Origin of the sequence: Microbacterium sp. JAI119 (assembly GCF_013410135.1) — a bacterium.
In the GTDB taxonomy this organism is placed as follows: Bacteria; Actinomycetota; Actinomycetes; order Actinomycetales; family Microbacteriaceae; genus Microbacterium; species Microbacterium oxydans.
The window spans coordinates 2,082,657-2,100,540 of record NZ_JACCCK010000001.1; the positions used below are offsets into that span (position 1 = coordinate 2,082,657).

21 protein-coding genes are annotated in these 17,884 nt (G+C 67.9%); 9 read left to right on the forward strand and 12 right to left on the reverse strand.

Annotated elements, in window-relative coordinates; genetic code table 11:
• The first annotated feature begins 97 nt into the window (after nt 1-97).
• Genes HDC31_RS10050 through HDC31_RS10065 form a run of 4 tightly spaced genes read left to right on the forward strand, consistent with a single transcriptional unit; the run spans nt 98 to nt 2,094 of the window.
• Nucleotides 98-691 (forward strand): DUF4190 domain-containing protein, encoded by a 594-nt coding sequence (locus tag HDC31_RS10050; RefSeq protein WP_179516046.1) that lies wholly within the window; start codon nt 98-100, stop codon nt 689-691.
• Between the two features lie 55 nt (nt 692-746).
• The gene (locus tag HDC31_RS10055) at nt 747-1,094 is read left to right on the forward strand and encodes a DUF3099 domain-containing protein (RefSeq protein WP_058633205.1); all 348 of its coding nucleotides are present in this window, start codon (nt 747-749) and stop codon (nt 1,092-1,094) included.
• The gene (locus HDC31_RS10060) at nt 1,091-1,285 is read left to right on the forward strand and encodes a hypothetical protein (RefSeq protein ID WP_046749137.1); all 195 of its coding nucleotides are present in this window, start codon (nt 1,091-1,093) and stop codon (nt 1,283-1,285) included. The genes HDC31_RS10055 and HDC31_RS10060 overlap by 4 nt, the downstream gene beginning before the upstream one ends.
• Complete coding sequence (locus HDC31_RS10065; protein ID WP_046749138.1) at nt 1,282-2,094, forward strand: SURF1 family protein; 813 nt, start codon at nt 1,282-1,284, stop codon at nt 2,092-2,094. Before HDC31_RS10060 ends, HDC31_RS10065 begins: the two co-directional genes overlap by 4 nt.
• A gap of 16 nt (nt 2,095-2,110) precedes the next feature.
• On the opposite strand, the gene HDC31_RS10070 is transcribed toward HDC31_RS10065, so the two are convergent.
• The 3 genes from HDC31_RS10070 to abc-f form a co-directional block, all read right to left on the reverse strand.
• The gene (locus HDC31_RS10070; RefSeq protein WP_113681594.1) at nt 2,111-2,548 is read right to left on the reverse strand and encodes a cupin domain-containing protein; all 438 of its coding nucleotides are present in this window, start codon (nt 2,546-2,548) and stop codon (nt 2,111-2,113) included.
• Complete coding sequence (locus HDC31_RS10075) at nt 2,545-3,162, reverse strand: pyridoxal 5'-phosphate synthase (RefSeq protein ID WP_113681595.1); 618 nt, start codon at nt 3,160-3,162, stop codon at nt 2,545-2,547. The genes HDC31_RS10070 and HDC31_RS10075 overlap by 4 nt, the downstream gene beginning before the upstream one ends.
• An 88-nt stretch (nt 3,163-3,250) precedes the next feature.
• Nucleotides 3,251-4,849: a ribosomal protection-like ABC-F family protein gene (gene abc-f / locus HDC31_RS10080; protein WP_017202270.1), complete on the reverse strand. Its 1,599-nt coding sequence runs from the start codon at nt 4,847-4,849 to the stop codon at nt 3,251-3,253.
• 163 nt (nt 4,850-5,012) lie between these two features.
• Here abc-f and HDC31_RS10085 point away from each other — a divergent pair, with 163 nt between their 5' ends.
• The 4 genes from HDC31_RS10085 (at nt 5,013) to HDC31_RS10100 (ending at nt 9,086) form a co-directional block, all read left to right on the forward strand.
• The gene (locus HDC31_RS10085) at nt 5,013-5,630 is read left to right on the forward strand and encodes a DedA family protein (RefSeq protein ID WP_113681596.1); all 618 of its coding nucleotides are present in this window, start codon (nt 5,013-5,015) and stop codon (nt 5,628-5,630) included.
• A gap of 5 nt (nt 5,631-5,635) precedes the next feature.
• Nucleotides 5,636-6,988, forward strand: a complete 1,353-nt coding sequence (locus HDC31_RS10090; protein ID WP_113681597.1) for a sensor histidine kinase — start codon at nt 5,636-5,638, stop codon at nt 6,986-6,988.
• A complete protein-coding gene (locus tag HDC31_RS10095; protein ID WP_046749141.1) occupies nt 6,985-7,656 on the forward strand; it encodes a response regulator transcription factor in 672 nt (223 codons plus the stop codon). Before HDC31_RS10090 ends, HDC31_RS10095 begins: the two co-directional genes overlap by 4 nt.
• Nucleotides 7,657-7,769: 113 nt before the next feature.
• Nucleotides 7,770-9,086, forward strand: coding sequence for an acyltransferase (locus HDC31_RS10100; RefSeq protein ID WP_113681598.1), 1,317 nt, complete (start codon nt 7,770-7,772; stop codon nt 9,084-9,086).
• A gap of 1 nt (nt 9,087) precedes the next feature.
• Here the strand turns inward: HDC31_RS10100 and HDC31_RS10105 are convergent, their stop codons facing one another.
• Nucleotides 9,088-9,681 (reverse strand): energy-coupling factor transporter transmembrane component T, encoded by a 594-nt coding sequence (locus HDC31_RS10105; RefSeq protein WP_113681602.1) that lies wholly within the window; start codon nt 9,679-9,681, stop codon nt 9,088-9,090.
• Nucleotides 9,678-10,376 (reverse strand): energy-coupling factor ABC transporter ATP-binding protein, encoded by a 699-nt coding sequence (locus HDC31_RS10110; protein WP_258546499.1) that lies wholly within the window; start codon nt 10,374-10,376, stop codon nt 9,678-9,680. Before HDC31_RS10110 ends, HDC31_RS10105 begins: the two co-directional genes overlap by 4 nt.
• 64 nt (nt 10,377-10,440) lie before the next feature.
• Here HDC31_RS10110 and HDC31_RS10115 point away from each other — a divergent pair, with 64 nt between their 5' ends.
• The gene (locus HDC31_RS10115) at nt 10,441-11,025 is read left to right on the forward strand and encodes a TetR family transcriptional regulator (protein WP_046749404.1); all 585 of its coding nucleotides are present in this window, start codon (nt 10,441-10,443) and stop codon (nt 11,023-11,025) included.
• On the opposite strand, the gene HDC31_RS10120 is transcribed toward HDC31_RS10115, so the two are convergent.
• The 7 genes from HDC31_RS10120 to sufB form a co-directional block, all read right to left on the reverse strand.
• The gene (locus tag HDC31_RS10120) at nt 10,988-12,358 is read right to left on the reverse strand and encodes an MFS transporter (protein ID WP_179516047.1); all 1,371 of its coding nucleotides are present in this window, start codon (nt 12,356-12,358) and stop codon (nt 10,988-10,990) included. The genes HDC31_RS10115 and HDC31_RS10120 overlap by 38 nt on opposite strands.
• Entirely contained in the window at nt 12,355-13,509 is a 1,155-nt protein-coding gene (locus tag HDC31_RS10125; protein ID WP_113681599.1) for a MalY/PatB family protein, read from the reverse strand. The genes HDC31_RS10120 and HDC31_RS10125 overlap by 4 nt, the downstream gene beginning before the upstream one ends.
• 92 nt (nt 13,510-13,601) lie before the next feature.
• The gene (locus HDC31_RS10130; protein ID WP_021200756.1) at nt 13,602-13,931 is read right to left on the reverse strand and encodes a metal-sulfur cluster assembly factor; all 330 of its coding nucleotides are present in this window, start codon (nt 13,929-13,931) and stop codon (nt 13,602-13,604) included.
• A gap of 9 nt (nt 13,932-13,940) precedes the next feature.
• The gene (gene sufC / locus HDC31_RS10135) at nt 13,941-14,711 is read right to left on the reverse strand and encodes a Fe-S cluster assembly ATPase SufC (RefSeq protein ID WP_046749145.1); all 771 of its coding nucleotides are present in this window, start codon (nt 14,709-14,711) and stop codon (nt 13,941-13,943) included.
• Nucleotides 14,712-14,714: 3 nt separating this feature from the next.
• Nucleotides 14,715-15,041, reverse strand: coding sequence for a non-heme iron oxygenase ferredoxin subunit (locus HDC31_RS10140; protein WP_046749146.1), 327 nt, complete (start codon nt 15,039-15,041; stop codon nt 14,715-14,717).
• Nucleotides 15,038-16,243: a Fe-S cluster assembly protein SufD gene (sufD, locus tag HDC31_RS10145; RefSeq protein WP_113681600.1), complete on the reverse strand. Its 1,206-nt coding sequence runs from the start codon at nt 16,241-16,243 to the stop codon at nt 15,038-15,040. Before sufD ends, HDC31_RS10140 begins: the two co-directional genes overlap by 4 nt.
• Nucleotides 16,244-17,662, reverse strand: coding sequence for a Fe-S cluster assembly protein SufB (gene sufB, locus HDC31_RS10150; RefSeq protein ID WP_021200759.1), 1,419 nt, complete (start codon nt 17,660-17,662; stop codon nt 16,244-16,246). It abuts the gene before it with no gap.
• Between the last annotated feature and the right edge of the window lie 222 nt (nt 17,663-17,884).

The window sequence follows — 17,884 nt, forward strand, 5'->3', positions numbered from 1 at the left end:
GACGATGCTCCGAGCGACGACGCCGCGCGCACCCTCATCGCGACGTTGACACAGGCGGGCGCTGCTGGAACCCTGATCGAGACGAAAGGGCAACATCGTGAGCGACAATCCTCCTCCTCCGGCAGGCGACGCGCCGTTCGCGCCGGTACCACCGGCCCCGCCGAGCGCCCCGCAGGCCGCCCCCGCTCTGCCTGCGTATCCGACCGCGCCGTACCCGCCCCAGCCCCCGCAGACCGCCCAGTCTCCGCAGACCGTCCAGCCCCCTCAGCCCGGCCAGGCGTACCCCGGGTCCACTGCTGCGTATGCCGCCCCGGCCCCGCAGGTATGGCCGGTGCAGCCGAATCACGGGACCGCGACCCCTTACGGAGCCTATGGGACACCGACGTACCCGGTTGCTCCACCGCGTCCCACGAGCGGACTCGCCGTCACCTCCCTGGTGTGCGGCATCGCCGGTGTCGTCCTCATCTGGGCGATCCTCCCGATCCTCGCCTCCATCGCCGCGGTCATCACCGGTCACATGGCGCTCAAGCAGACCAAGAGCGATCCGAGCGTCGGAGGACGAGGAATGGCCATCGCGGGCCTGATCCTCGGCTATGCGATGATCGCCATCGGCGCCTTCACGCTCATCAGCATCATCATCAGCTTCCTGTTCGTCGGAGCGTTCAGCCTGCCGTTCATCTTCTCGCGCTGATCCGCGGCAGAAGCGGCACGCCGGGAGGTCCGCACCGGCGTAGGCTTGAGGCATCGTGAAGAACGCGCGTCAAATCCCGGCCGTCACCTCCCTGCCGCAGTCTCCGCAGGATGAGGGTGACCACCGTGTGCGTCGTTACGTGCTCACGATGTCCATCCGCATAGCCTGCTTCGCCCTGATGGTGCTGGTGCAGCCGTACGGATGGTACACCTGGGTCTTCGGGATCAGCGCGGCCGTGCTCCCGTACATCGCCGTGGTGTTCGCCAACGCGGGCAGCGACAGCACCGAGATGACAGCCGAGTCGCCGCGACAGGAGCTGGAGGCTCCCGGCCCCGCTCCGATCGCGAATGAGACGACCGGCCCGCAGGTGTTCACGATCCACGAAGGCCCGAAGGACCGATGACAGAGCTCGAATGCTCGCGCGCCGGCTGCCGGAGCGCGGCGACCAGACAGGTCGTATGGCGCAACCCCCGCATCCACGCCGCCGACCGGGAGAAGATCTGGCTCGCCTGCGACGAGCACGTGGACTACCTCCGCGACTACCTCGCGGCGCGGGACTTCCCGGTGACCGTTCGTGACGGGGCTCCCGCATGAGTCAGCGACTGCTCCGGTGGGGCGTCTACGTGCTGATCGCCATCGGATTCGCGATCGCGTGCGTCTTCCTGTCGAACTGGCAGTTCGAGCGGAACGAGACGAGAGCCGCCCAGATCGAGCTCGTCGAGCAGAACTACGACGCCGAGCCTGTCCCCCTGGCAGACCTCGTCGGGGAGGACGGCGCGCTCGACCCCTCGGATGAGTGGCGCCCGGTGACCCTGCAGGGCGAGTATCTGGCCGACGAACAGCTGCTGGTGAGAAACCGCCCGCACGGAGGAACCAGCGCCTTCGAGGTGCTGGTGCCGTTCCGCGACGCCGACGGCCGCGTTTTCATCGTCGATCGGGGCTGGGTACCTCCGGGCGACGGCGACGCTCCGGATTCCGTGCCGGCACCGCCCGAGGGCGAAGCCGAAGTCACCGTGCGTCTGCGCCCGGGCGAGCAGCTTCCTGCTTCGGGCCGTGGCGCCCCCGAAGGTCAGGTGCCGACCATCAATCTCCCGGCCATCGCGAAGCTCGTCGACGGCGATGTGATCACGGGCGCCTACGGCCGCGTCATCAGCGAAAGCCCCGCGGGCGAAGGCACCCTCGGGGGATTCGACTCCCCCACCGACGACCCCGGCCCGCACCTGTCTTACGCGATCCAGTGGATCCTGTTCGCGCTGATGGGCTTCATCTTCATCGGCTACATCATCCGGACGGAGATCGTGAAACACCGCGAAGAGGTCGAAGGCGTGCCGTCTCCGGTCAAGGTCAGCCGCCGCAAGGACCATGACGCCGACGTGGAGGACGAGCTGCTCGACGTGCGCTGAGCGCGGTCCGCCGCAGTCACTCCACGGGCCACGGCATGGGACGCTCCGGCAGCCGCGAGCTGTCGTCGGGAAGGTGTGGAAGCGCCTCCCCACCCGCGCGAAGACAGAGCCACCGCAGTTCACCGGGACTGTCCGGACGAGCCCGCCACGTGCGGGCGACCCCTTGCCCCACACGGACCACGGTCCCCGGCCCGACTTCCACCACATCGTCGTCGAGACCCATCTGCCCTCGCCCATGAAGGAACACGTACACCTCTTCGATCTTCCGGTGTACGTGCCAGTAGCCGGCTTCCTCCCCCGGCTGCAGGGCATTCGCGGTCATCCCGATGTACTGCATCGTCAGTTCGTGATCCACGACACGACGCCCGTCCCGCGAACGCGCGGCGTCGAAGCCGCCGTGATGCGCTCGCCATTCCTCGAGCGCTCCGATCTCCACCACCTGATAGCCGCTCATGCGTGCTCTTCCTGTCCGGCCGTTGTCCCTGTCATGGCCGCGGCCCCTGTCACCGTGAGATCCCACGCCGCATCCGTTCGCCGATACACGATCCGCGTGTGATCACGGTCGGCCGCCCCTTGCCAGAACTCGACGCGGGTCGGCACGAGCCTCCATAGGGCCCAGTCCCCCGGCGCGATGCCCGCCCTGGCCGCCGCAGACCGCGCCGCGAGATCGGCTGCGCTCTCGGCCTCGCCGGCCTCCTGGACCCGTCCACGTACACGGACGGCTCGCGCCAGCGGCTGCCACCAGAAGTTCAGCGCTCCGGCAGGGGTGCTCGCGAGCTGTGGCCCTTTGCGAGACGAACGCGCACCGGCGAAGGCCCACCCTCGCTCATCGACGTTCTTGAGGATCAACGTCCGAGCATCCGGTATGCCGTCTCCGTCGACCGTCGCCAGGGTCGCCGCATGGGGTTCGGCGACTCCGACGGAAGCCGCATGTCGGATCCAGTCCAGGAAGAGCGGAACCGGGTCGACGGGAAGTCCTGTGACATCGAGTGCTGGCGCGACGCCGGTGAGCGCCGCTTGTGCACGCAGCCAGCTCCCGGTGTCGGGCGATCGGGAGTCCGTCGGCATGTTCTCGACTATGCCACGTCCTCAGCCGCCTGAGAATCGGAGCGCGCGCTCGGGCAGCACCCGCTTCGGTCGGGAGGCGACTCCGACGTCAGGCGAGCTCGATGAGGTCCTGGTACTCCTGGCTCCAGATGTCCTCGACGCCGTCGGGCAGGATCAGCACACGCTCGGGGTTGAGCGACTGCACCGCCCCCGGATCGTGGGACACGAGCACGACCGCACCTTCGTAGTGTGCGAGCGCACCGAGGATCTCTTCACGAGAGGCCGGATCGAGGTTGTTGGTCGGCTCATCGAGCAGCAGCAGGTTCGCCGACGACACGACGAGCGTCGCGAGCGACAGACGCGTCTTCTCCCCACCGGACAAGACTCCTGCAGGCTTGAGCACATCGTCGCCTGTGAACAGGAACGACCCGAGCACCTTGCGCGCCTCGGTCTCGGTGATGTGCGGAGCGGCCGAGACCATGTTCTCGAGCACCGAGCGGTTCACGTCGAGGTTCTCGTGCTCCTGGGCGTAGTAGCCGACCTTGAGGCCGTGTCCCGGCTCGAGCTGCCCGGTGTCGGGCTGATCGACGCCGGCGAGCATCCTCAGCAACGTGGTCTTGCCCGCACCGTTGAGCCCGAGGACGACGACCTTGGAGCCGCGATCGATCGCCAGGTCGACATCGGTGAAGATCTCGAGCGACCCGTACGACTTCGAGAGGCCGGACGCCATCATCGGGGTCTTGCCGCAGGGTGCCGGCTTCGGGAAGCGCAGCTTCGCGACCCGGTCTTCCTGACGCACCTCATCGAGCCCCGCCAGCAGCTTCTCCGCACGCGCGATCATCTGATGCGCCGCAGCGGCCTTCGAGGCCTTCGCACCGAAGCGGGCCGCCTGCAGCTGCAGGGTCGTGGCCTTCTTCTCGGCGTTCGCGCGCTCCTTCTTGCGGCGCTCCTCATCGGCCACCCGCTGACGCAGGTAGTTCTTCCAGTTCATGTTGTACGTGTCGATGACCTGACGGTTCGCGTCGAGGTAGAACACGCGGTTGACCGTCTCGCCGACGAGCTCGACATCGTGGCTGATCACGATCAGCCCGCCCTTGTACCCCTTGAGGAACTCGCGCAGCCACACCACGCTGTCGGCATCGAGGTGGTTGGTCGGCTCGTCGAGGATCATCGTCTGCGCGTCGGAGAAGAGGATGCGCGCGAGCTCGATGCGGCGACGCTGTCCACCGGAGAGGGTCGACAGCGGCTGGTCGAGGATGCGGTCGGGGAGCGAGAGGTTGTTGGCGATCGACGCCGCCTCCGCCTCCGCCGCATAGCCGCCCTGGGCCTCGAATTGCTCGGTGAGGCGGGCGTAGCGCTTCATGGCCTTGTCGGCCACTGCGGGGTCGTCCGACCCCATCGCGAGGGCCGCCTCCGTCATCCCGAGGTTGAGCTGACCGAGCCCACGGGCGTCGAGGATGCGCGTGCGCGCGAGGTCTTCGGGGTTGCCCGAACGCGGGTCCTGCGGAAGGTAGCCCAGTTCGCCGGAGCGGGTCACGCTTCCGCCGGACGGCAGCACATCGCCGGCGAGCACCTTGGTGAGCGTGGTCTTCCCGGCCCCGTTGCGGCCGACGAGTCCGATCTTGTCTCCGTCGGCGACGCGGAACGAGACGTTCTCCATCAGCAGGCGCGCGCCAACGCGGATCTCGAGGTCGTGCACGGCAAGCACAGCGGACGTCCGTTCTTTCGGGGAGGGTGTTCGGCCGATCGGCCAGCCTCCCAGTATAAGCCGCGTCGCCGAGAGTCGCGGTCAGCAAGATCAACCTGGAGAGTGAGCACGCCGATACTCCGGTGGGATGCCGCCCCTCCCACTCCCCGAATACCGTGCCGGAGTGGACATCCTCAACGACCTGATCATGCAGGCGATCGCCTCACCCTGGCTGTACCTGGTGCTGTTCGCCGTCACCATCGTCGACGGCTTCTTCCCCCCGGTGCCCAGCGAGACCGTGCTCGTGGCCGCAGCCGCCGTGGCCGCCTCGACGGGAGAGGGGAATCTCCTTCTTCTCGGGGCAGTGGCTGCCATCGGGGCGGCGATCGGTGACAACGTCGCGTTCCTGATCGGACGAGGGCTGGGCACCACCCGCTTCGCGTGGATGCGCCGACCGCGCGTCGCCGCAGCGTTCGCGCATGCCCAACGCGCACTCGACCGCCGCAGCGCCACGCTGATCCTCGGTGCCAGATACATCCCCGTCGGAAGGGTGGCGGTCAACATGTCGGCCGGGGCTCTCGATTTCCCGTGGCGCCGGTTCCTCCCGTTGAGCCTGATCGCCGGAATCAGTTGGAGCGTGTTCAGCCTCGTCATCGGTCTGCTCGCGGGCGCCTGGATCAAGGACCAGCCTCTGCTCAGCGCGGGGCTCGGCATCGTCGTCGCGCTGCTCATCGGTCTGGTGATCGATCGGATCGCCGCCGCTCGCCGCCGCCGTGCCGCGGCGCCGCAACTGGCAGGATGAGAGCCATGGCACGCCGCCGCGAGCGTTCACCTCGCCGAACACGCATCAGCCGTCGCACCGCCGCCTTCGTGGCACTGTGCACGGCAGTGGTGGCGCTGTTCACGGTGCTCGTCTCGCTGCAGAGCGTCCTGTACGGCACACCCGTCCCGTTGTCGTTCATCCTCGGAGCGGCTCTGTGCGTCTCCCCGCTGCTGGCGATCTCTCATCCTCGCTGGGCCGTCGGCCTCTTCACGGCCGGGGCGCTCGCTCTCCCACTCACCGTCGTTCCCGAGCTCGCGATCGCGTCCCCATGGCCCTGGTCGGTCCCTGCGCTGCTGACATTCATCCTGTTCGTCGGAGTCGTCACATTCCTCCACGGTGCACGGCTCGGCGCGTTCGCTCTCATCCTCGGGGCCATCGCCTCGCTCCTCTCGCCGATGCTCCGCCCCGACATGGTGGCCGTGCCGGAATCGTCAGCCAGCGCCACGGCCGACCTCATCGTGACGACCTCCCTCGCCTCGGCCATGTTCCTGATCGCTTCGCTGATCGCCGGACGCGTCAGGGTGGCGGCCGAGCTTTCACGGGAGAGGGAGCACAGCGCGCTCGAGGAGGCCAGACGCGCACTCGTGGAAGAGCGCACGAGGATCGCTCGCGAGCTGCACGACGTCGTGGCACACAGCATGTCGGTGATCCAGGTGCAGGCCTCCACCGCGAAGTACCGCATCCCCGACCTGGATGACGTGGCCGTCGCGGAGTTCGAGGACATCGCCGCGACCGCACGGAGTTCGCTCGCCGAGATGCGGCGCATGCTCGGCGTGCTGCGCACCGAGGATCAGAGTGCCGAGCTCGCTCCGCAGCAGGGCATCGACGATATCCCCTCCCTGGTCGACAGCATCCGCCGCGCCGGCGTCGAGGTCGGACTCGTCCTGGAGGGTGGGGACGCCGCTACGGCGGCGACGCCCGCCGTCCAGATCGCCGCCTTCCGCATCGTCCAAGAGGCTCTGAGCAACGCCGTCCGTCACGCCCCTGGGGCACAGATCGCCGTGCGCGTGCGCGCCGAGTCCCGATCGATCCGGATCGTGGTGCACAACACCGCCCCGCCCCGCCTTCCGGACGGTCACGTGGGCGGATACGGTCTGCGCGGCATGCGGGAACGCGCGGAACTCCTCGGTGGGAGCCTCTCCGCCGGCCCCTCGAGCGACGGGGGCTGGGAGGTCGAGGCCGTCCTCCCGGTCAGCCCGAATGATCCCTCACCGGCCGACCTCCCTTCATCTGCCACTCCTCTCGATGCCACCCCTCGCGACACCGCCCTTCGCGACACCGCCCCTCACAACACCGCCCCTCACAACTCCGCCCCTCACAACAAGGAACGCTCGTGACGATCAACGTGCTCATCGCCGATGACCAGGCCATGGTCCGTGCCGGCTTCGGGGCGCTCCTCGACGCCCACGATGGCATCAGGGTGGCCGGCCAAGCGGCCGACGGTGCGGAGGCGGTCACGCTCGCGGCGCGCCTCGACCCCGACGTGATCCTCATGGACGTGCGGATGCCGGAACTGGACGGCATCGAAGCCACTCGTCGCATCCTCGGGCCTTCGTACCCCGCGGCGCATGTCCCCCGGATCATCATGCTCACGACGTTCGACATCGATGACTACGTGTACGACGCGCTCGAGGCCGGTGCCAGCGGTTTCCTACTGAAGGATGCGCTGCCGGAGGAGCTCGTGCACGCCGTGCGCGTCGTCGCCGGCGGTGATGCTCTCCTCGCTCCCAGCGTGACACGACGCATGATCGAGCAGTTCGCCGGACGCCGACCCCGGACTCCACGCGCAGCGACGGCGCTCGCCGACCTCACCGACCGCGAACGGGAAGTCCTCGTGCTCATCGGTCGAGGCCGCTCCAACACCGAGATCGCCGCCGAGCTGTTCATCGCCGAGCAGACCGTCAAGACACATGTGGGCAAGGTGCTCGCCAAGCTGAACCTCCGTGACCGCGTGCACGCCGTGATCCTGGCGTACGACACCGGGCTCGTCGAGCCTTCGTCCTGACGACGCATCGCCGCGACTCATCCCGTCGTAGGGGGTACGACGGGACCCGAGGGTGATGTCTCCGCCCGCACCACGTCCATAGTCTCCTGGAACATCGCTTCCGAGGAGGACTCATGGCCATCGTCCAGACACCGCCCGTCGCCGCCGGGCTGCGCACATCCCGCGATACGGGCATCGACTTCCTGCGGGCTCTCTGCGTGCTCGGGGTCGTGTTGCTGCACGCGATCATGGTGGGCGTCACGGTCGGCGATTCCGGTCCGATCTTCGAGAACGCCAGCGACGGCACCGCGTGGATCGCTCCGCTGAGCTGGCTCCTGCAGGTGATGCCGCTGTTCTTCGTGATCGGTGGATTCTCCGGATTCCTCGCGCATCAGCGCATGCGGCAGCGCGGCGGCACGGCGGTCGGATTCGTCGCCGGCCGCGTTCACCGACTGTTGCGCCCCGCGATCCTGACGATCGCGGTCGTCGGGCTCGCGCTCGCTCTGCTCACGATCTTCGGCGTTCCCGCCGACCTCATCGCGACGGCCGGGTTCCGTTATGGCCAGCCGCTCTGGTTCCTCGGGGTCTTCCTCCTCTGCCAGGCGCTTCTCCCCCTCTTCGCCGCCGCTCACCGCCGTGCGCCGCTGTGGACGATCGGCGCCCTTGCCGCTGCTGCGATCGCGATCGACGTCCTCCGCGGAGTCTCCGGCGTCGAGGGCCTGGGCTTCCTGAATCTCGCCTTCGTGTGGATGGCCCTCCAACAGCTCGGCTTCTTCCTCGCCGATGGACACATCGAGCGCCTCAGCCGACGGATCCGCATCGTTGCGGGCCTCGCGGCCGTCCTCGCGCTCATCATGACGTTCGCCGTCGGCGTCTACTCCGCCGACCTCATCGCGAACATCAATCCGCCGACGGCTGCCCTCCTCCTCGTGGGGGTCGCGCACACGAGCCTGCTCTCCCTGCACCGCGAGCGTCTCGAGCGATTCAGCCGACAGCCGCACGTGGCCGCGTTCACCGCCTTCGTGACGGTGCGGACCATGACGATCTACCTCTGGCACATGCCCGTGCTGCTGCTCATGGCGGGCTCGACGGCCGCGTTCGCACTCTTGACCGGCGCCGCGCTTCCGGCCCTGGACAGCGCGGCGTGGTGGTCGGGACGCCCGCTGTGGCTCGCGACCGCGCTCGCTCTCACGGCCGTCGTCGCCATCGCGTTCACGCGGTTCGAATCGCAGGCCGCACCCGCCGCCGCGTCTTCGCCCGGTCGCATCGTCGCCAGCGCTCTCAGCGCCCTGGTCGGGATCGTCCTGCTGCTGGTCCTCGGCACGTCCGTCGCAACCGCCCTGATCGCACTCGCGCTGATCGCTGGTTCTCTGCGGCTGGCTTCGCTCCCGACGCCACGGACCGCAAGGCAGCGACCGTCGACGGTCCCCGTCGCGCCGGCCCTCGTGTGAGTCAGCCGATGCCTCTGGCCGCCAGGGCGTCTCCGACATCATCCGCATGCTTCAGAGCGAGCACGAGCAACGGCACCACCGTGCGGATACCCAGCCGTGCACCACGAGCCTGCTCCGCCTCCCGCACGCGCACGGCGAACCCCGCGATCACCGGGACGGTCGTGAGGGTCAGGGAGATCGTCAGGGCCACCGCCTCGGGATCGACTCCGAGCCGACGCAACGGTCGCAGCAGCTGCTGCAGGACATCGAGCAGCGCCGACATCCTCGTGGTCAGAGTGAGCAGACCGGCGAGGAGCAGCACCGCGACCACACGTCCTGTGCTGATCCATGCCGCCTCGGGCGACACGAAGATCAGGAGCGCAGCTGCGAGCACGAGCACGATCCAGCGCAGGCGCCACGCCTCGGCGGCGAGCACGCGGAACGGGAGTCCACTCACGCGGTAGAGCCCCACCACCACGAAGAGCACGACCGCGATGCTCACCGGATCGTGCGGATACAGCGACAGGACGAGGGCTCCGATCGCCAGCATCCCCAGCTTGAGCGCGGCCGGCGCCCGATGCACGATCCCCGTCCCCGGGTGATACAGCGCGATCACGCGCACGCCTCCCGATACGCAGCGATCACACGCGAGGGCACGCCGGAGGTCACGATGCGTCCCTCGTCGAAGAGCAACGCGCTGTCGCAGCGAGAGGCCAGTTCGAGGTCGTGTGTGACGATGACGATCTGAGCCTGGATCCCGAGCAGCAGATCGGCGATGCGACGGGAATTGCGCAGATCGAGCAGGGTCGTCGGCTCGTCGGCGACGATCACATGTGGATCGGCGATCAGCACGGAAGCCAGGGCGAGCAGCTGCTTCTGCCCGCCGGACAGGGCGGCCGCCGGAACGTCCGCGTGCTCCGCCAGACCGTGCGTCTCGAGCGTCTCCCTCACGAGTTCGGACACCTCGGACTTCGGACGCCCTCGGAGCGAGAGCGCGAGGTCTTCGGCCGGAGTCGGCATCAGGATCTGCGCATCGGGGTTGGTGAAGACGAAACCGACGAGCTTGCGCACGGCGGCGCGGTCTCGGACGGTGTCGAGTCCGTGTACCGAGACGGTTCCGTCTCGCGGCGCGATGAGGCCGTTGAGGAGGCGCGCGAAGGTCGACTTGCCTGAGCCGTTGGCTCCGATCACCGCCGTCGTCCGTGCGGTCAACCCGACGCTGACGTCGTGCAGCACCATGCGCCCGTCGATCTCGACCGACACCCGGTCGAGGGTGATCGGAGCGGGTCCGATCGATGAGGAACTCTCCACCGCTGCTTCCTCCGCGTCGCACCTGAACACTGTTCACCTGAACGTCGTTCACTATAATCGGAGCATGAGCCCAGAGCCCAATCCGGCCCGACACGACCGCGACAGCGTGGCACGGAGCGCACTCGCCCTGCTCGATGAGGTAGGACTCGCCGACCTCTCCATGCGACGTATCGCCGCGGGCCTCGACCTGCAGCCGAGCGCCCTCTACTGGCACTTCGCGAACAAGCAGGAGCTGCTCGCCGAGCTCGCCGACCGGATCACCGCGTCGATACCGCACGGTGGAACGGACATCATCGTCACAGCGCGCGGCATCCGCGATGCCCTCTTCGCCTATCGTGACGGAGCCGAGCTGGTCCTCAGCACCTACGCACTCCAGCTCGGTTCCTCCACTGCGCAGAAGGCTCTGGTCGACACCCTGCGTGCACAGGGAGCCTCGGATGCCGAGGATCGAGGAATCGCCATCCTCCACTTCGTGCTGGGCCACGCCACGCTCGTGCAGCAGCGCATGCACGCCGACAGCCACGGCGCGCTCCCGGCCGCGGAGGATGCGGATGTCACCGCCGGACTCGACCGCGTCTTCGACCTCGGGGTCGCCGCCCTCGCGGGAGCGCTCAGGTCGCCGGAGACTCGGCCGCGTGCCCGAGCCTGAGACCGGGCACCACAGCCAGCGCCACGAGGGCGATGCAGAACCCGAAGACGGCGCTGAACGCCCCGGCCCCGCCGCCGAGCGTCGCCACACCGAGACCCGCCAGCGCGATCGCGACAGCCGATCCTGAGGCGTCCGAGATCGACAACGCGGACGAGTTGAACCCCTGATTGGTCTCGTTCGAGTACGCGAGCGTCAACACGGTCAGGCGCGGGTAGAGCAGGCCCATCCCGCCGCCGGCGAATGCCCAGCCGACGACCACCAGAGCGGGCGAGACATCGAAGACCGTAGCGAAGAGCACGCACAGCATCGCGATCAGCAGCGAGCCCAGGCTGATCGCCGTGATGCGGCGGTTGCCCAGACGCTCTCCGAACCGCCCCTGCAGGGCTGAGGCGGTTGCCCACGCCAGTGCCGCCAGCATCAGGGCGATGCCCGCCCAGGTCGCACTGAAGTCGAACTTCCTCATGAGCAGATACGGGATGTAGGCCTCCGTGGCGAAGAACGCACCGGCGACGATGCCGCGCATCAGCACGACGCTGGGCAACCCGGGTCCGGCTCGAAGCGTACCCCGTGGCAACAGCGGCAGCACCGCGAACCCGATCGCCAGCACGGCTCCGATCGCGACGGGCCACCCGATCGACGGCTCCATCTCGGCCGAGAAGCCGATGACGACCGCGAGTACCGCCACCACCACTGCGAGCAGCAGCCGGACGACGAGCGCCCTCCGATCCTGCGGTTCCCCCTGCCCCAGGTCGACCCCACGGAGCCGCACCGCGATCATGAGGAAAGCCGAAGCGGTGAGCACGGCCACGCCGAGGAAGGCCCAGCGCCAGTCGAGATACTCGGCGACGGCTCCCGCGAGGAACGGACCGACCATCGACGGGACGACCCAAGCCGCGGCGAAGGCGGCGAAGATGCGCCCGTGCAGGTGAGGCGGGTACAGCCGCGCCACCACGACATAGAGCGCGACCGTCTGTCCACCCGTCCCCAGCCCCTGCACCAGTCGCCCGATCAGGAACTGGTGCATCGTGACGGCGAAGCCCGAGATCAGCAGGCCGACGATGAAGAGCGACACGGCGACGTACAGCGCGCCGCGGGGACCCCGGGCGTCCGACCATGCTCCGGTCGCGACCATGCCGATCACGCTCGTGGCCAGCGTCCCCGCGAAGGCGACGGCGTAGAGCGCCTCTCCATTCAGGGCCGCGCTCACGATGGGCATGACGGTCGTGACGGCGAGAGCCTCGATCGCCGCGAGGAAGATCAGTGCGACCGCGCCGAGGGTCACCCAGATGCGGTGACGATCCCAGATCGTCGCGGCCTCGGACGGGGCGGTCATCGGCCGACGAGCGACGCGATGCGCTCGATGGCCTCGGTGAGGATCTCCGGACTGGTGCCGAAGTTCAACCGCACGTGGCCTGCGCCCTCCGCGCCGAAGGCGGGCCCGAAGTGCAGGGCGACCTTCGCGTCCTTCAGGATCCGTCTGGCCGGGTTGTCGCCCCACTCCAACGCGGTGAGGTCGATCCACGCCAGGTAGCCGGCATCGGGAATGCGGTACCGCGCTCCGGGGAGGTGCGCGGCGAGCAGATCCCCGAGCAGCAGGCGGTTCTCGTCCAGAGTGCGCAGCAGCCCGTCGAGCCACTCGTCGCTCTCCTCCGAGAACGCAGCGACGGCGGCGAGCAGACCGAACTGCCCGGTGCGCCATTCGACCTCGACCGGGAGTCCGCGCACCACGGCGCTCGTCTCGTCGTCGGCCGTGACCATGAGGGCGCATTTGAGCCCGGCGAGGTTGAAGGCCTTGCTCGCGCTCACGAGCGCGTACCCCACCCGCTGCGCGACATCACTCACCGCGAGGAAAGGTGTGAACCCCGAACCCGGCTGGGCGAGCGGCGCGTGGATCTCGTCCGACACCACGGCGACACCGAACTCGTCGGCGAGCTCCGCGAGAGCAGTGAGGCTGTCGCGTCCGTGCACCGTACCGGTGGGGTTGTGGGGGTTGCAGAGCAGGATGGCCGTCGCTCCGTCTTCGAAGGCGGCGCGGATCCCGTCCAGATCCAGCTCCCACCGGGTCCCGGTGTCGCGGAAGGGAACCCGCTCCACCTCCGCACCGGCTTCGGCGACCAGGTCGTAGAAGGGCGGATAGACCGGCGGCGTCACGACCACGCGCTCCCCCGGCTGCGTGACACGGCGCAGGATCTCGACGATCCCCATGCTCACATCCGCCGTGCTGCGGATTCGCGCGGGGTCGGGCTCCCACCCGTAACGGCGGGATGCGAAGTCCGAGAAGGCCTGCGCAAGAGGGGTCCTCGACGCCATATAGCCGGTGTCGCCGATCTCGACCGCACGCTGCAGGGCCGCCGTGATGGCAGGCGCGAGAGGGAAGTCGGTCTCGGCGACGAACAGGGGAAGCACGTCGGCCGGATACTCCCGCCACTTCTCGCTCGTCCGCTCGCGAAGCTCGGCCAAGGGCAGGGCTTTCACCTGAAGCATTCGTTCTCCCGAGTCTCGCCCCGCACCGGTGCGGAGTCAGCGAAGCGGGCGCGTAGTCGCGCCCGCTTCGTCCTGCTTGACGTTCTGTGCGGTCAGATCGCGAATCCGAGAGCGCGCATCATGTCGCGCCCGTCGTCCGTGATCCGCTCCGGACCCCACGGGGGCATCCAGACCCAGTTGATCCGGAAGCGATCGACGACGCTGTCCAGAGCCTGAGCGGTCTGATCCTCGAGGACGTCGGTGAGCGGGCAGCCGGCGCTGGTCAGCGTCATGTGGATGACGAGAGCGTCGTTCTCGTCATCCCAGGCGAGGTCGTAGATGAGGCCGAGGTCGACGACGTTGATCCCGAGCTCGGGGTCCATGACGTCTTTGAGAGCCTCGGTGACCGCGTCGTACTTCTCGTCCGTGAGGGTCGCTGTCATGCGATCAGCCTACGCCTCGATGGGGGCTGCGGGGTCGAGGAAACGGTCGTATCCCTCGTTCTCCAGCCGGTCTGCGAGCTCGGGGCCGCCCTCTTCGACGATCTTTCCCGCGACCACCACGTGGACGAAGTCGGGGCGGATGTAGCGGAGGATGCGGGTGTAGTGCGTGATCAGCAGCACGCCGAGTCCGGTGGACTCCTTCGCGCGGTTGACGCCCTCGGAGACGATCTTGAGCGCGTCGACGTCGAGGCCGGAGTCGGTCTCGTCGAGCACGGCGAACTTCGGCTTCAGCACCTCGAGCTGGAGGATCTCGTGGCGCTTCTTCTCGCCACCGGAGAAACCCTCGTTGACGTTGCGCTGCGCGAACTTCGGGTCCATGCGCAGGTTCGACATGGCCTCCTTGACGTCCTTGGTCCAGCCGCGGATCGCCGGCGCTTCGCCGTCGAGGGCGGTCTTGGCCGTGCGGAGGAAGTTCGTCACCGTCACGCCGGGGATCTCCACCGGGTACTGCATCGCGAGGAACAGGCCGGCACGGGCCCGCTCGTCGACGCTCATCTCCAGCACGTCCTGACCGTCGAACGTGATCGAACCGGACGTCACCGTGTACTTCGGGTGACCGGCGATCGTGTACGCCAGCGTGGACTTGCCGGAGCCGTTGGGGCCCATGATCGCGTGGGTCTCCCCCGTGTTCATGGTGAGGTTGATTCCGTTGAGGATCGGGGTGGTCCCCGCCTCGGTCTCGACCGTCACATGCAGGTCGCGGATCTCGAGAACAGACATTCTTCAGACTTCCTTAATCACAGTCGGATCGATGAGCACGTCGTCGCCGTCGATCTGGACGACGTAAACCGGGACCGGCTCATACGCGGGGAGATTCTGGGGCTTGCCGGTGAGGAGGGAGAACGCGGAGCCGTGTGCCCAGCACTCCACCGTGTCGCCCTCAACGAAGCCCTCGGACAGCGAGATGTCGCCGTGCGTGCAGGTGTCGCCGATGGCGTGGATCACTCCTTCGCCGTCCTTGATCACCGTGATGGGCACGCCGCTCGGGTCCACGCGCAGCGGTGTGTCCTGTTCGAGGTCGGAGACTCCGCAGACGCGTTCGGCGGTCATGCGCTCACCTCGGCGAGCTCCGCCTCGATGGCCGCCAGCAACTCGGTCTCGAGGGTGGGGATGCCGAGGCGCTGCACGATATCGGTGAGGAATCCGAGCACGACCAGACGACGGGCCTCCTCCTCGGTGATGCCGCGGGCCTGAAGGTAGAAGAGCTGCTCGTCGTCGAAACGACCGGTCGCACTCGCGTGCCCGGCTCCCAGGATGTCGCCGGTCTCGATCTCGAGGTTCGGGATCGAGTCGGCACGAGCACCCTCGGTCAGCACCAGGTTGCGGTTCGCCTCGTAGGAGTCGGTGCCTGTTGCGTCGGCACCGATCAGCACGTCGCCGATCCAGACGCTGTGTGCGTCCTCGCCCTGCAGCGCGCCCTTGTAGAGCACGTCGCCCTTGGTGTGCGCACCCTTGTGGTGCAGGTAGACCTGGCTCTCGAGGTGCTGACCGCCGTCGGCATAGGACAGCCCGTAGAGGTATCCCTCGGATCCGGCGCCCGTGAGCTCGACGCTCGGGTTCACGCGCACGACACCGCCGCCGAAGCTGATGACGAAGTGCTTCAGCGTGGCATCGGCACCGACGGTGGCCTGGTGAGCCGCGGCGTGCACCGCGTCATCGTCCCAGCGCTGCAGGCTGATGACGGTCAGGCTCGCGCCGTCGCGCACGATGATCTCGACGTTCTGCGCGTACTGCGCGGAACCGGAGTGGTCGAGCACGACGGTGCCGCGCGAGTGCGGCTTCGCCTCGATGAGGATCTGACCGAACGCACGCTTATCGGCGCCCGTGCCCGTGATCGGGACCACGACCGGCTCGTCGAGCTCTGCCTCAGCCGGGAGCTGGATGTGCAGTCCACGCGGGCCATGCTTCCAGGCGAGGGCGCTGGAGAGATCTTCAGGACGGAAGAACTCCCCGTAGGGCCCTTCCTCATCCGAGGAGGGCTCCAGGAACGCCTCGACAGCGTCGAGACCGTAGGTCACGGCGTTCTCCTCGCCCGGCTCATCGGAGAAGAGTCCGGCGAGCTTCGCCACCGGCGTGTGCTTCCAGTTGACCTCGCGTCCGGTCGGTGCTCCGAAGTCGGACGGTTCGAACGAGTGCGGCCGCTCGGAGCGGGTCTGCACCGGGACGAAGCCCGCCGCCGCGACCTGAGCCGCAGGGTCGATGTGCGCGTTCGTGTGCTGCGCCTCACTGGGCGCTGTCGTCGAGGCCGCCATTTAGCCGACCGATCCTTCCATGCCCATCTCGATGAGCTTGTTCAGTTCCATGGCGTACTCCATCGGCAGTTCTCGGGCGATCGGCTCGATGAAACCGCGCACGATCATCGCCATGGCCTCGTCCTCGGGCATACCGCGGGACTGCAGGTAGAAGAGCTGCTCCTCGCTGACCTTGGAGACCGTGGCCTCGTGGCCCAGCTGCACGTCATCGACGCGGATGTCGATGGCCGGGTAGGTGTCGGAGCGCGACTTCGTGTCCACGAGCAGGGCATCGCAGCGCACGGTGTTCGCGGAGTGGTGCGCAGCGGCATCGACACGGACCTCGCCGCGGTAACCGGCACGGCCGCCTCCGCGTGCGATCGACTTCGAGACGATCGACGACTGCGTGTACGGCGCCATGTGGATCATCTTCGCGCCAGCGTCCTGGTGCTGACCGGGTCCGGCGAAGGCGACGGACAGGGTCTCGCCCTTCGCGTGCTCGCCCATCAGGTAGATCGACGGGTACTTCATCGTCACCTTGGAGCCGATGTTGCCGTCGACCCACTCCATGGTCGCGCCTTCGTAAGCCACGGCACGCTTGGTGACGAGGTTGTACACGTTGTTCGACCAGTTCTGGATCGTCGTGTAGCGCACACGGGCGTTCTTCTTCACGATGATCTCGACGACGGCCGAGTGCAGGGAGTCCGACTTGTAGATCGGGGCCGTGCAGCCCTCGATGTAGTGGACGTAGCTGTCCTCGTCGGCGATGATCAGGGTCCGCTCGAACTGGCCCATGTTCTCGGTGTTGATGCGGAAGTAGGCCTGCAGCGGGATCTCGACGTGCACGCCCTTGGGGACGTAGACGAACGATCCGCCCGACCAGACAGCGGTGTTCAGCGCGGCGAACTTGTTGTCACCGGCGGGGATGACCGTGCCGAAGTACTCCTCGAAGAACTCGGGGTGCTCGCGCAGAGCGGTGTCGGTGTCCATGAAGATGACGCCCTGGGCCTCGAGGTCCTCGCGGATCTGGTGGTACACGACCTCGGACTCGTACTGCGCGGCGACTCCGGCGACCAGGCGCTGACGCTCGGCCTCGGGGATCCCGAGACGCTCGTAGGTCTCGCGGATCTCGGCGGGGAGGTCTTCCCACGTCTGCGCCTGCTTCTCGGTGGAGCGGACGAAGTACTTGATGTTGTCGAAGTCGATCTCGCTGAGGTCTGCACCCCACGTCGGCATCGGCTTGCGCCCGAAGAGCTGGTATCCCTTGAGCCGGGTCTTCAGCATCCATTCGGGTTCGTTCTTGAGGCTCGAGATCCCCCGGACGACATCTTCGGAGATGCCGCGTTTCGCGATGGCACCCGCAGCATCCTCATCGTGCCAGCCGAATTCGTACACCCCCAGACCGTCAAGCTCCGGGCGGTCGATCAGCACATCCGACATCCAACACTCTCCTCACAGGTCCCAAACGGTGTCATCCGCCCCGACACACCTGATCCCCGTCGAGTCTGCGGGAGCGGGTGCCGTTGGTGGGCCCTCATCACCGGCGCTTCCATCGCGCCTAAACTGTTGACGATGCTTCAGCGCTGTCAGCGCCCATCGCAACAATCCGATTCTACAGGTTCCGCCTGGCGGACGGGCCATGCCCGCCACGTCTCGCGCGGT